This window comes from Corynebacterium sp. CCUG 61414 (genome assembly GCF_024453945.1).
GTDB lineage: Bacteria > Actinomycetota > Actinomycetes > Mycobacteriales > Mycobacteriaceae > Corynebacterium > Corynebacterium pseudogenitalium.
In genome coordinates this window covers 42,523-56,293 of sequence record NZ_JAGPYU010000006.1, presented here as the reverse complement: position 1 = coordinate 56,293, position 13,771 = coordinate 42,523, and the positions used below count along the sequence as shown (strand labels likewise).

At 58.7% G+C, this 13,771-nt stretch carries 10 protein-coding genes and 2 pseudogenes; 9 read left to right on the top strand and 3 right to left on the bottom strand.

Annotation, left to right across the window (positions count from 1 at the left end):
- Positions 1-65: 65 nt before the first annotated feature.
- The gene (locus KBX14_RS06290; RefSeq protein ID WP_256042107.1) at positions 66-689 is read right to left on the bottom strand and encodes a TetR/AcrR family transcriptional regulator; all 624 of its coding nucleotides are present in this window, start codon (positions 687-689) and stop codon (positions 66-68) included.
- Positions 690-757: 68 nt separating this feature from the next.
- Between KBX14_RS06290 and KBX14_RS06285 the strand changes: the two genes are divergently transcribed.
- The 4 genes and pseudogenes from KBX14_RS06285 to KBX14_RS06270 all read left to right on the top strand — a co-directional run bounded on the left by KBX14_RS06285 (position 758) and on the right by KBX14_RS06270 (position 5,350).
- Entirely contained in the window at positions 758-1,495 is a 738-nt protein-coding gene (locus KBX14_RS06285) for a GAP family protein (protein WP_256042106.1), read from the top strand.
- A gap of 189 nt (positions 1,496-1,684) precedes the next feature.
- Positions 1,685-2,986, top strand: coding sequence for an IS256 family transposase (locus KBX14_RS06280; protein ID WP_256042105.1), 1,302 nt, complete (start codon positions 1,685-1,687; stop codon positions 2,984-2,986).
- Positions 2,987-3,290: 304 nt separating this feature from the next.
- Positions 3,291-3,951, top strand: a pseudogene (locus KBX14_RS06275) (IS6 family transposase).
- A 235-nt stretch (positions 3,952-4,186) separates the two neighbouring features.
- A complete protein-coding gene (locus tag KBX14_RS06270; RefSeq protein ID WP_256042104.1) occupies positions 4,187-5,350 on the top strand; it encodes a TIGR04053 family radical SAM/SPASM domain-containing protein in 1,164 nt (387 codons plus the stop codon).
- 89 nt (positions 5,351-5,439) lie between these two features.
- Here KBX14_RS06270 and KBX14_RS11315 read toward each other — a convergent pair.
- Positions 5,440-5,526 (bottom strand): annotated as a pseudogene (locus KBX14_RS11315) (LuxR family transcriptional regulator); the annotation flags it as partial.
- Between the two features lie 95 nt (positions 5,527-5,621).
- Here KBX14_RS11315 and KBX14_RS06265 point away from each other — a divergent pair.
- Positions 5,622-8,213: an excinuclease ABC subunit UvrA gene (locus tag KBX14_RS06265; protein ID WP_256042103.1), complete on the top strand. Its 2,592-nt coding sequence runs from the start codon at positions 5,622-5,624 to the stop codon at positions 8,211-8,213.
- A gap of 150 nt (positions 8,214-8,363) precedes the next feature.
- Here the strand turns inward: KBX14_RS06265 and KBX14_RS06260 are convergent, their stop codons facing one another.
- Positions 8,364-8,618, bottom strand: coding sequence for a type II toxin-antitoxin system prevent-host-death family antitoxin (locus KBX14_RS06260; RefSeq protein WP_256042102.1), 255 nt, complete (start codon positions 8,616-8,618; stop codon positions 8,364-8,366).
- 535 nt (positions 8,619-9,153) lie between these two features.
- On the opposite strand from KBX14_RS06260, the gene KBX14_RS06255 reads away from it, so the two are divergent.
- From KBX14_RS06255 to KBX14_RS06240, 4 genes are all read left to right on the top strand, one after another.
- A complete protein-coding gene (locus KBX14_RS06255; protein ID WP_256042101.1) occupies positions 9,154-9,600 on the top strand; it encodes a hypothetical protein in 447 nt (148 codons plus the stop codon).
- Positions 9,601-9,641: 41 nt separating this feature from the next.
- On the top strand, positions 9,642-10,139 hold the full coding sequence (locus KBX14_RS06250; RefSeq protein ID WP_256042100.1) for a hypothetical protein: 498 nt from the start codon (positions 9,642-9,644) through the stop codon (positions 10,137-10,139).
- Positions 10,136-10,423 carry a hypothetical protein gene (locus KBX14_RS06245; RefSeq protein ID WP_256042099.1) on the top strand — a complete coding sequence of 96 codons (288 nt, stop codon included), beginning with the start codon at positions 10,136-10,138 and terminating at the stop codon, positions 10,421-10,423. Before KBX14_RS06250 ends, KBX14_RS06245 begins: the two co-directional genes overlap by 4 nt.
- 201 nt (positions 10,424-10,624) lie before the next feature.
- Positions 10,625-13,474, top strand: coding sequence for a DNA methyltransferase (locus KBX14_RS06240; RefSeq protein WP_256042098.1), 2,850 nt, complete (start codon positions 10,625-10,627; stop codon positions 13,472-13,474).
- Positions 13,475-13,771 lie beyond the last annotated feature (297 nt).

The window sequence follows — 13,771 nt, the reverse complement described above, 5'->3', positions numbered from 1 at the left end:
AAATTGACTGACGTAGTAGTCGGGGGCCAGGTCCACATAGGAATCAGAAAAGGTTGGGTCGGACGCTAACAAAAAGACCGTCCGACGACACGCCGACCGGACACACTTTTGGGGATGGCTGTTAATTCAGCGCGAATGATGTCGAGGGCCCACTGCGGATCGTCCTCCACCGGACGGTGCAGCAAGTGGAATGCAAGACCGTCGATCAGCGCATGCAACCGTTGCGCACTCACCTCAACTTCTTCCGACCCGCGAGAATGACCAGACACCAATTCGACTAAGCGCAGTGCCACTCCATGGAGTTTCTGGTGGGCTTCGTCCCGAATAGAGGCCAGCTCTGGAAGCGCTGGCACTTCGGTTGCGAGTGCGAGGTTGACCTCAAATTCAGCGCGCGAGTCCGCCTCTAATGGCAACAGCTGCCTCACAATCTCAAGCGCATACTGCTGCGGCTCATCACTGGGGGGAACGGAAAGCACCCGTTCTGTTGCGCGCTGCACCATTAGCTCAGCCGAGAACTTCATCAACTCGGCGCGGGTGGGAAACACATGCCGCAGTGAGCCAACAACGATTCCCGCCTGCTCAGCCACGTTCCTTACAGAGACGGCCGAAATGCCGCGCTCCAGAATGATCTGCCATACGGCCTCAGCGAGCTGCTTTTTTCTTTCTTCGATGTCGAGTCTTGGCGCCACAAAAAAACTTTAGCACGACTGTGTTAAAGTCTCATCTAACACAGTCGTGCTACTCAGAAAGGCCCGTGATGATCGCGACCATCGGCAGCCTCGTCGTCCTAGCCCTCATCGATTCGACCAGCTTCGGCACCCTCCTGATCCCTCTCGGCTTGTTAACGGCACCTGGACGCTTGCGGATCGGTAGGCTCCTGCTCTTTCTGAGTGTTGTGGCAGGCTCTTATTTCGCACTGGGCGTGGCATTGCTGTTTGGGGCTACGTCGCTACTTGGCTCTTATAGTCATCTGTTCGAGTCCGCGAGCTTTCGGTATGTGCAGCTCATCACAGGGATTGCATTGCTGGTAATAAGCCATTTCATGGACACCGAGAAAGCTCGAGCACGCGCTGCGGAGCGAGCAGCACGTGGGGATAACCGAATATTGAGGTGGCGTTCGCAGGTCATGAGCGGAAAATCCTCTTCGAGCACCACCGGCTCGCTCATCGGATTGGCCCTCGTCGCCGTATTCTTCGAAGCCGCAACCATGCTGCCCTACCTCGCGGGCATCGGCATCATCACGGCCGAGGGTCCCGGATTCCCCAGCAATTTGCTGCTCTTGCTGGGCTATTGCTTCGTAATGATCCTTCCGGCCCTCTTACTCACTTGCATCCGAATAGTGGCCCGCTCCGCGATCGAAAAACCGTTGATTCGCCTAAACAACTGGCTCATGAGGAACGCGCAGAGCACTACTGCTTGGATCATTGGCATCGTGGGATTCATCCTCGCTGCCCAAGCCGCCTCGATTTTGTGGTTCGCCACTTCGACACGTTGAATCGTCGGTGATCTGTTAACAGGGATCGGGTCCGGCACGGGCCTGGGTGTGGTTAGTCTTTAGGCTGCAATCTCCTTGCCTGCCGGAGTGGCGGTGTCGGCGTCGATGACATTGGCTATGATCAACGCCTTGGAGAGTGTCTGATGGTTTGTGTGTGGGTACCTAACCTGCATGAGGAGATGGACCAGAATGACTACTGTGGCACGACGAGATCCGGCTGATAAGGCCAAGATTGATGCGATTGAAAAGAAGCTTCTTGCTAACCCTGAAATCGCGAAACTGATTGACGACCTAGGCACGTCCACAACGGATGCCAATGACCTGGTTCGCGGCATGTTACAGGCCTCGATTACCAGAGGCCTCAACGCTGAAATGGATGCCCACCTGGGCTACGAGCCTGGCGACAGGAGCGCTAAAGCTGCTGCTGGGACAGACAATCACCGCAACGGGTCGTATCCAAAGACCGTGGATTCTAACTACGGGCCAGTCACCGTTGATGTGCCAAGAGATCGGGCTGGAACATTCTTGCCGACTATGGTCCCTAAAGGTTCTAGGCGCTTGACTGATGTCGATGACATGATCGTCAGCTTGTACGCCGGTGGGATGACAATTAGGGACATTCAGCACCATATGGCAACGGCGATGCGTGTTGATATTTCCCATGAGACGATTTCTGCGGTTACTGACGCCGTCCTCGATGAGGTCATGGTCTGGCAAAACCGCCAGTTAGATGAGTTCTACCCAGTTATTTTCCTGGACGCGTTGCGCATTAAAGTCCGCGACGGCGGCCGAGTGGTCAACAAGTCCGCGTACATGGCAATCGGTGTGGATCTCGACGGTATCAAGCACATTTTGGGATTGTGGATTGCCAAAGAAGAAGGCGCTTCATTTTGGGCGCAGGTATGCGCCAATCTTTCCAATCGTGGGGTCAAAGACGTCTTTATTGTCTGCTGTGACGGGCTTAAAGGCCTGCCAGAAGCAGTTGAGGCAACGTGGCCGAACTCTATGGTGCAAACCTGTATCGTGCACCTGATTCGTGCCGCTAACCGGTGGGTAGCCTACGGCGATCGACGGGGTGTATCGGCGGCGTTGAAAAAGATTTACACCGCCGCAGACGAGTCCACAGCCCGTGCTGCTTTAGACGAATTTGAAGCCTCTGAATTGGGAGAAAAGTATCCACGCTCAGTCAAGGTCTGGCGTGATGCTTGGGCGCGTTTCATACCGTTTCTCCAGTTCCCACCGGCAGCGAGAAAAGTAATCTATACGACGAATTCGATTGAATCATTCAACAATGAACTGCGTAAAGCTACCCGCAACAGGGTGCAGTTCACCAACGATGAATCAGCGATGAAGACGCTGTGGTTGATGATCTGCAACATCGAAGACAAACGAGCCGCCAAGAGGGCAAAGCAAGGCAAACGAGTCTCAGCGACAGCCGGCAGACTCATGGAAGGGACCTGCACACTGCTTGTACAAATGATAGTTTCGTGATGACGCTGGGGTGGGTTCCTGCTCCGCAGGCGTCCGAAGGCCCTGGGTCGAGCAATCCCCCCTGCTCCCCGGGGTCTTCCGCTATCTGAGAACCTTGCTTCACCCGGGTTCTCTCATTCCTCACTGCCCGGGGGCAGGGAACCGTATATTGCTTACGGTGTGAGACCCCTACAGCTCGGGCCATTCACCCGCCCCTTTAAGGGCGGCGACGTGACGTGCGACCGTGGCCCGCGAGAACCCCGTTTCCGCTGGTGCTGTTGTAAAGTTCGGGCGACAGGAAGACCTGCGTGAAATAATCACAGCCATGGGCATCTTCTCCGGTCGTCATTTCCCCGTGAAATCATCCTGTGGGCGGTCCGGTGGTACTGCCGCTACGGGCTCAGCTACCGCGATCTGGAAGAAATGATGACCGAACGCGGCGTACCGGTCGATCACAGCACCATCTACCGCTGGGTCCAGAAATATGCTCCTGAGCTGGACAAGCAGACCCGGTGGTACCGACAAGTCCCGGATTGGCAGGCCCGGTCCTGGCGGGTGGACGAGACCTATATCCGGGTCGGGGAAAGTGGTGCTACCTCTATCGGGCCATCACCGCGGGTGGGCATACCCTGGATTTTTACCTGTCCCCAAAGCGTAATGTCGCCGCAGCGAAGCGTTTCCTGGCCAAGACCCTGAGGTCGAACACGATAACCGGGTTCCCGCGGGTGATCAACACCGATAAAGCACCCTCCCTGGCCAGGGCAATCGCCGAGTTGAAGTCAGAGGGAATCTGCCCGCAGACCGTGGAACACCGGCAGGTGAAATACCTCAATAACGTCATTGAAGGAGATCATGGGCGGCTGAAACGGATCCTCGGACCGAAGGGGGCGTTCAAAAACCGGACCTCGGCGTACCGGACGTTGAAAGGGATGGAAGCGATGCACTCATTACGGAAAGGCCAGGGCGCGATGTTTGCCTACGAGTAACCGAACCCGGATGTGGTGATCGTCAGCCGGGTGTTCGAGGCTGCCTGAGAACGCCGACCCGCAGCGAGCATCAGAGGATGAAGACTGGGTCGTCACGGCTCTCCGCCTGAAGTTTGCAACAGCACCCAATAAATTGCCCTGTCATCACATCGACCACTTAACCGACACGTTTAGTTCGACTATAGTCGTTTTATCAACCAATAGTTTGATTCATGACCGACAAAAGGTGGAACCCATGACCGTCTCCTCGCCTCGGCGCTCCCGCGCGGTGCGCACCGTGCGCCACGACATCGCCAGCAAGCCTTTCATCGCCATCTGGGAGGTCACCCGCGCTTGCCAGCTGGTCTGTCAGCACTGCCGCGCCGATGCCCAGCACGAGCCCGCCCCGGGGCAGTTGAGCACCGAGCAGGGTAAGCGGTTGCTGGGGTCCTTGGCCGGGTACGACACACCGCGCCCGCTGGTGGTGCTCACTGGTGGTGACCCATTTGAGCGGGGTGACCTGGAGGAGCTGACGGCTTACGGTACCGCGCTCGGCCTGAACGTCTCCTTGTCGCCGTCGGTGACCCCACGCCTGACGCGAGAGCGCCTGGCCGGGCTGCGTGCCGCCGGGGGATCGGCGCTGTCGCTGTCCCTCGATGGGGCCTGCGCCGAGACCCATGACAGTTTCCGCGGTTTCGGCGGCACCTTCGACCGCACTCTGGAGATCGCCCGCGACGTCACGGATTTGGGCTACCGGCTGCAGGTCAACTCCACGCTCACCGCCGACAACGTCCGGGAAGCCCCGGACATGCTGGCCCGCGTGCTGGAGATGGGCGCCAAGCTGTGGAGCGTGTTCTTCCTCGTGCCCACCGGGCGCGGCAGCAGCCTGCGTGGCCTGAGCGTGCAGCAGCGGGAGGACGCGTTGTGGTGGCTGGCGGAGGTCGCCGACCGGGTGGCGATCAAGACGACGGAGGCGCCGCAGTATCGGCGGGTGGCCCTGCAGCGCCGGCAGGGCGTGACCTATGAAGGTGGTGAATTGTACCGGGAATTGACCGCGCGCACCGCCGAGTTGCTTGGCCCGAATGAGCACCCGCGCACTCCGCGCCCGCCCATGGCGGTCAACGCCGGCAGCGGGTTCGTGTTCATCGACCACGTCGGCGACGTCTACCCCAACGGTTTCCTCCCTTTGCGCTGCGGAAATGTCAAAGACGAGGAGTTGGCGGCGATCTACTCGCATTCGCCGGTGTTTCACGCGTTGCGCGATCCCTCCCGGTGGGATGGAAAGTGCTCGGTGTGCGAGTTCGCCGACGTGTGCGGTGGTTCGCGATCGACGGCCTACGCCTTAACGGGCAATGCGTTGGCCTCTGACCCGACGTGTGCGTATGTCCCCGACCGCGCGGCAGAGGGGGCGGGCCGCTAGTCCTGCTGGTGACGCTTGCCGGTGAGCATCGTCAGCAGCAGCCTCTTGTGCGTCGGCCGGGCATTCCACCGCATGAATGACGTGCTCGCGCAGGTGAAGTCGAGCGTGCCGCTCAGGCACTGCACGGTGATGGGGTGGGCGGCCTTGTGGTCCGGCAGGTCCTGGCCCGGGGAGAAGTGGTTGCGGAGGACACATAGGCTTAGGGCGTCGTGCTACGCACCGAGGACACCCCCTCCGAGAGGGGAGCAGCTCGCAAGGTATGGTGGCCACCATGAATCACGCCACGTCCGAGTCCCCGGCTGCGCACTCGACAGAGCGCGCGGGTCACGATCCAATGATCCGGGTGCGTGATGCGCACCTGCACAACCTGAAGCACATCGACGTTGATCTGCCTCGGGATACCCTCGTGGCGGTCACCGGTGTGTCGGGCTCGGGAAAGTCCAGCCTGGCGTTCGGCACTATTCATGGGGAAGCGCAGCGCCGCTACCTGGAGTCCGTTTCGCCGTTTGCGCGTCGTCTGATCGGTGGCGCGGTCAATCCGCGCGTCGGCTCGGTCGCGGGTCTGCCGCCGACAGTGGCGCTGCAGCAGTCCACCACCCTGGGTGGAGCGCGCTCTTCCGTGGGCACGATCTCGAATATGTCGAATAGCATTCGGCTGCTCTTTTCCCGCTCCGGCAGCTACCCGGAAGGTATGCGCGAGCGGCTGGAATACGGCAGGCTCGACTCCGACGCTTTCTCACCCAACACCACGGCCGGCATGTGCCCCGAGTGCCAGGGCACCGGCACCGTGCACCAGCCGACGGAAGCGTCGATGGTGCCGGATCCCAGCCTGTCTATCTGGGACGGCGCGATCGCCGCATGGCCGGGGGCGTGGTTGGGGAAGAACTTCCGGGACATCCTGGGCACCCTCGGCTACCCGCTGGACGTCCCGTGGCGGGATCTTCCGCAAAAGGACCGCGACTGGATCCTGTTCACGGACGAGCAGCCGGTGGTCACCGTCCACCCGGTGCGGGACGAAAACGCGGTGCATGGTTCGTATAAAGGCAAGTGGCGCTCGGTTGCCACCTACCTCACTGACACCTTGGCGGAGACGGAGTCGGACAAGAACCGTCGTCGGGTGCTCTCGTTTATGCATTCGTCGACGTGCCCGACGTGCCAGGGCCGTGGTTTCCAGCCGGATACCCTGCAGGTCACCTACGCTGGTTACGCCATCGACGAGTTCAACGACTTGGCGTTGAAGGACGTGCTGGCTGTGTTGGAGAAGCGCCTCCAGCGCCTGGGCGGCATCACGGAGCAGCAGTGGAACGAACACGACGAGGCCGAAGAGCTGCTGCTGGATCAGGTGCTGCCCACGGTACGGGCGGCGAATGAGCTGGGTCTGGGACACTTAAGCCTGTCCCGCCCGGCACGGACCTTGTCCGCGGGCGAGCACCAGCGCCTGCGGCTGGCCTCCCAGTTGAACTCGAGCCTGTTCGGCACAACCTATGTGCTGGATGAACCCTCGGCGGGCTTGCACGTGGTGGAGCGCAAGGCTGTCTCTGAGTTGCTGCAGCGCTTCATCGACGCCGGTAATTCGGTGCTGCTGGTGGAGCACGACATGTCCCTAGTGGCCGGGTGCGATTGGATTGTGGACATCGGCCCCCGCGCAGGGGAGCGCGGCGGGGAGCTGGTGTTCTCCGGCCCGACTAGCCAGTTCCGCGCGAACGCCGATGAGCTGGGCTCGCCCACGGCGATCGCCCTGAATGCGGACTTCCCCGAGTTGACGGACACTCCGGCCGACACCGGTGCATCGATTAGCCTGCGCGGTGTGCACGCACGCGCCTTCGACGGCGCCGACGTGGACTTCCCGCTGGGAGCACTCACCGCAGTCACGGGAGTATCCGGTTCCGGCAAATCCACCCTGGTCATCGGGGTGCTGGCGGACGTGGTGTCCCGCTCTGCAAAGCAGGTGGTCGGCGCCGAGGAGGCATCGGACAGGGATGCGGATGCTGAGCTCACGGCAGGATCCGATCCCTCTGAGGATTTCAGGGTGGACAACGTAGAGGGCGTCGATAAGATCCGCCGGTTGGTGCACATCACTCAGAAGCCGATTGGGCGCACGGTGCGTTCCACCGTGGCGACCTACACGGGGCTTTTCGATCACGTCCGCAGGCTCTTCGCCGCGACCCCCGAGGCTAAGCAGCGAGGCATGTCGGTGTCGGACTTTTCCTATAACACGACGAAGGGCCGCTGCCCGGAGTGCGATGGTGCGGGCAGCATCGAGGTCGAGCTGGTGTTCCTGCCGGGCACGTACACCACCTGCCCGGCCTGCCACGGCAAGCGCTACAAGCCGGAGATCCTTGAGGTGCAGTGGAACGGCCGCAGCATCGCGGACATTTTGGCGCTGACCGTGGACGAGGCACTGGAGGTCTTCGCCGAGGAGCCGAAGGTGCTGCGCTCTGTCGAGTTCCTGCACGCGCTCGGCCTGGGCTACCTGCGGCTGGGGCAGGGGTCCCCGGAGCTTTCGGGCGGGGAGGCGCAGCGCATCAAGCTGGCCTCCGAGATGCAGCGCGGCTCTAGCCGCAAGCACAGCCTGTACCTCCTGGACGAGCCGACGACGGGGCTGCACCCGGCGGATGTTGATCTGTTGCTCGCCCAGCTGCGCCACCTTGTCGACGACGGCGCCACAGTGGTCGTCGTCGAGCACGATCTGCGGGTGGTCGCGCAAGCCGACCACATTATCGACGTCGGCCCCGGCGCCGGAGACGAGGGCGGCCAGATCTTGGCCACCGGGACGCCGGCGAAAGTCGCCCAGCAGGGCGTGGACCCGGATTCACGTTCGGTGACAGCGCAGGTGCTGGCCGAACGGGCTGGGTTGCACTGAGGCTGAGCATTGAGCGTCTGCGATCTCGTATACAACGCGGTGATGCTTGACGCGCATACGCTTCTGGGTTTGCTTATCGAGTTTGCGTAGTTCCTTCGCAGCAGAAGATTTGAAGGTGATGCGATAAGGGGCGTTTGACATAGCGGAGCTTTACGCGAAGCCGAGTTCCTTTTTGAGGTCCTCAAACGAGATTTCCTCGCTCTCTTGCCGAGCAAATTCGGCGGCGCGGATGTCTTCCAGGTCCTCGAGAGCTTCGACAGCGCGCGCAAAGAATGTAGGAGAGACGACAACTGCGCGAGCACGGCTGCCCCGACTGGTGATAACGACAGGTGTGCGCTGCGCTTCCTCTAATAGCTGGCTCTGCGAATTGCGGAACTCGCTGGATGCCACTGATTTTATTTCCATGCCGTAAATGTACATCTTGTACATATCGGTTGGCAGCGATATTTCACTGGTCGTTCTGATTCGGGCTTGTGGTCAAAAGGCGCTGTAGCGCGATTGATCTGCAAGGCTTTGCTCGTGTCGAGGTGTTAAAGGAGTGCGATGCAGGTCGCGCATTTTCGTCCAGCCCGGCTGATTTTCGACGACCAGCGTCGCACGCTTTAAACACCTCGACCGGAATGGGCTCCAGCCGTTTGCTCGAGTTTTCCAGTCGCCAAGTCGAACGAGGAGACACGCAAAAAGATATTGCCAGCCGCGCGTGGACTGCACCCAGCGCGTTCGTTGGCCTTAAGGAACATGTTGTGTGTAAAAGTCGCAGCCGAACCACCCATTTCTCACGCTTAAGCTGGGGTTCCACTGACTGTCGATGCCGGTATCAATTCTTTCAGCCACCGTGCTGGGCGCATGCTGGGTGGCGCGTATTCGATAACGCACGTGTTAGCATCTGGCGACGGGCGGGTGTAAACCCTACAGAAGTTCCCACTTTGGATTTATGGAAATGGCAAAAGCCCCAGAGCATCAATTCGATTTAAAGGCCGCTGCAAACTATTTGGCGGAAATCCTCAATAAGGATGCTTTGAGTGAAAGCAATTCTAGGGTTGAAGGTGCCGTATCTTCGCCGAAGTTTCATGGGGCTGCCGCTTGGATTGATACGTTTTTATATCTCGTTTTGGAAGTAGAAACGTCGAGCGGGACCACCTTCGTGGGGTTTGAAACTCTCTTTCAGCCCGAAGGAACGTTTCACAAAAACTCGGTTGAGTATGAGAATGTCCATGATTTATGGGCATACGAAATTGCTGGCGATTTGTTTCTTCAAACACTCAGTTTCGAGGATCCGGAACGTATCACTTGGATGAGAGTTGCTACGAAACATTTCGTTCCTGCTACGTGGAGCGATTTGCTGGGTTTTGCGTATGGGTCGAGTCGAATATGGGTGCGTGATTAAAGTGGTGTCAGTATCGGCGCTAGACCTAAAGGAGCAGCCTCATGAGCACCGACGTACACTCCAGCTATTTCCTTGCTGATTCCTACGCGCCGCGCCTGAAGAAGATTGACGAAGAGTCGCGTGCCCTGCTTGCCGAGTACCAGACTTTGCAGCCGCCTTTCGTCTCGCCGGATATGGATGTCACGAATCTCCGTGGGACCGCTTTCCCGCGGAGCTCAGTGGAGCGGATCCGCGATTCGAGCCTCAGCGAAGAGGAGCGTCAGAAAGCAGTGACCTACCTGCTGGGTTGTTGGTATATCGACCAGGTTGATGGTGTGTGGGATTTCGTTCCCATGATTGTGGACAAGCCAGCCCTCTACCTCTCGTTTGGCCTCGGGGTCCGGACGAAGAACGGCTCGATGCTCATTGTCGCCGAGTCCGCACGAGAGATTATGGAAGGCGGGGATCTCGCCTTTACGGAGGCACTCTATACGTCCAGCGTGAAAGCCGAACGGCGACTTGCGGAGGAGCGGTCGCGCTCGGAGGAGTCTAGGGCATGATCTTTGTGGTTTTAGGCGCAGCGCTCGCGCTGTTCATCTCCTTATGCATCGTGGTAATTGGGTTCCTAGTCCACTTATCGGTGAAGCGAAAAGTGCTTTCTCCATACCGTTTCCTAGTGGTGATGGTTTTACTAGCACCTGTTTTTCTGATGTACGACGTGCTCAGCGATGCGATGTGCAACGGCATGTTTAATTATGCGGTCAGCGGGTATTTAATTACCGCAGTCATCATCAGTTTCCTTGGGCGCATCATTGAGCACTACTCCAGCGAAGAGCGGGAATAGGGGGGGTCGCCATGAAACAAAAACGTGCGGTCATCACCGTTGCAAGGGGACACCTGAAACCACTGGCGTTGAAGCGCGTTGGGTGAACTCGCTGCGGTAGCAGGCGTCGACTTCCCATGACAGAAGTTCTCTGGGATTGAGGCCCTCAGCTTATCGACGATCGCCCGCTCGCATGTCGGACGCCTCCGTTAAGCTACCTGTATGAGTTCTGTGACAACTGCTCCGCGCCTTGATCGCGCCACCATGCGCCGCAACCTCGACGGCTTCAAACACCGTTGGAACGAACGCCTCGACGGGTGGCGCTCACTCGACGAAGGCGCACTCGAACGCAAATACGCGCAGTCGTACTGGGCAGAACTCCTCGCATGCTTCGGCATTACAGCCTCGCGCATGGACCTCTTTGAACAGGACGCGAAGCGCGCGTCAAGCGGACAACGCGGCTACATCGACCTCTTCTGGCCCGGAGTCGTCATCGGCGAAGCCAAGAAGCCAGGCGTTGACCTGCAAGTAGCAATCGACCAAGCCCGCGACTACCTCCTCGGCGGCACCGTCAACGACGCCGAACAACCCCGCTACATCATCGCCACCGACTTCTACCGCATCCGACTCATGCGCCTCGGCGATGCAGAAACCCGGTTCAACATCGAGTTCCCGCTCGAGGAAATCACGGACCACGTCGACGAACTCAAATTCCTGGCGGGCTACGAGGACAAGCTCACGCACGTTGAGCAGACACAGGCCTCGATCGCAGCATCAAAGATTATGGCGAACCTGTTTACCGCCATGGTCGGCGACGAGGTGGACGAAGAAGTAGGCGACGCAGCCCCCACCTACATGCAGGACGAGGAGCTCGCGGTGCAGGAAACATCCATGTTCCTCACGCGCCTGCTGTTCCTGCTGTTCGGCGATGATGCCGGGTTGTGGGAGCAGGACCTGTTTTACCGTTTCATTCTTGAGCACACCAACAGCGAGAACCTCGGCACGCAGCTTGCCGGTTTATTCGAGGTGCTTAACACCCCGGAGGAGCGTCGCCGCCGCGTCCCCGATTCGATGGCTGCGTTCCCGTATGTGAACGGCACGCTGTTTGAAACCATCATGCCCACCCAGTTTTTCACCCCGGAAATGCGCGACGCGATCCTGGTCGCCTGCCGTTTCCAGTGGACCAACATTTCACCGGCGATCTTCGGCTCGCTTTTCCAGCTTGTGAAGTCGAAGGAGGCACGTCGCGACGACGGCGAGCACTACACGTCCGAGAAGAACATCTTGAAGACGCTCGGCCCGCTGTTCCTCGACGAGCTCCGCGAAGAAGCCGACCGTCTCATCAACTCGAAATCGACCAGTGTGAAAAAGCTCCGCGAATTCCGCGACAGCCTCGCCACACACGTATTCATGGACCCCGCCTGTGGCTCCGGAAACTTCCTCATCGTCGCCTACCGTGAGCTGCGCAAGATTGAGACCGACGTCATCGTCGCGATCCGCGAACGCGAAGGCAACACCGCGATGTCGCTGGATATCACGTGGGAGCAGAAGCTTTCCATCGGACAGTTCTACGGCATCGAGCTGAACTGGTGGCCAGCCCGCATCGCCGAGACCGCAATGTTTCTCGTAGACCACCAGGCGAACCGTGAACTCGCCGACCGAGTAGGACTCGCACCGGAACGTCTGCCGATCAGCATCACCGCACACATCACGCACGGTAACGCGCTCGCCGTGGACTGGCGCAACGTCCTACCGGAAACCGCAGGGCGAACATATGTGTTCGGCAACCCACCATTTATCGGGCAGTGGACAAAGACTAAAGAACAGACCGCCGACATGAAACGCGTGTGGGGCAAAGACTACGACGGCTACCTGGACTACGTCACCGGCTGGCACGCCCAAGCTAAAACATTGCTCGCAGAGCGTCAGGGTGAGTTCGCATACGTCACCACCAACTCGATCACCCAAGGACAGCCCGTTCCAGCATTATTCGGACCGCTGATTCGGGATGGGTGGCGGATCAAGTTCGCGCACCGAACGTTCGCATGGGACTCCGAAGCGCCAGGCAAAGCAGCCGTGCACTGTGTCATCGTCGGGTTCACCCGTGACCGTGGCGTGAAACAGCGCCTGTGGGACTATCCAGACATTAAAGGCGACGCGGTGGAGCAAGCAGTTGTTCATGGGATCAATGCGTATTTGATTGATGGTCCTAATGTACTTGTCAAGAAACGGTCGAAACCGTTGGCTGATTTTTTGCCGAAAGCTTCAAAGGGAACCCAACCAACTGACGATGGTCATCTTTTAGTCGAAGTAGATGAGTATGACGAAGTCAAGGCTGATCCAATCGCTGCAAAGTATTTGCGGCCTTTCCGTATGGGAAGAGAACTGGTGCGAGGCCTTGATCGTTGGTGTCTGTGGATGGCAGACGATGACTTCGAACCCACGGATATTGCAAAATCGCCCTTGCTGAAGCACCGAGTGGAAGCTTGTAAACAGTTTCGGCAACGAGGATCGGAATCGAGCGATGCTTTTAAGTTGAAGGATATTCCTCATTTGATGCGACCGAATTCCAATCGCCCATTGGTACGGTACGTCGGAATCCCTCGTGTCGTGACCGACTCTAGAAAATATTACACAGTTGACTATTTAGAGCCGACAACCATTGCAGGCGACAAGGTGTACACAGCGGTGGATCCATCTGGTCTATTGTTCGGTTTGATTTCATCATCAATGTTTATGACGTGGCAGCGTGCCGTAGGCGGACGAATGAAATCTGATCCAAGCTTTGGCTCTACGCTGACCTGGAACACGTTCCCCGTCCCCGAGCTGGATGAGAAGACGCGCCAGCGGATCATCGACGCGGGCAAGAAAGTGCTGGCCGCCCGTGAATTGCACCCGGAGCGTTCGCTGGCGGAACACTACAACCCGCTCGCGATGGACCCGGCGCTGCTCAAGGCGCACGACGCGTTGGATAAGGAAGTCGACAAGGCATTTGGGGCACCTCGCAAACTTGCGAACGAGCGTCAACGCCAAGAGTTGCTCTTCGCTAACTACGCGAAGATGACCAAATAAGCGACTGGATGAGGAAGGAGCAATCGAAAAATGCGAACGGTCCAACCGACCTTGTTCGAGCGGTAGTCTATTTCCTTTGTCGAACATAGTCGTGCCAAGCAAACGACTACGGTCGGTGTGCTCCTGGAATGGAGAATCGCGAATGCTGCAACGTTAAGTAATGCTCGGGCCAGGTCGGTTTTGCCGACGGATGATTTCGTATGACCTCGTCCCGAGAATGGCTAGGGTAGAAAATTGCTCTAAAGCTTTGGAGTTGTATATAGTCCGAATCAAGAGATACCCCCTCCAAGCCTATGC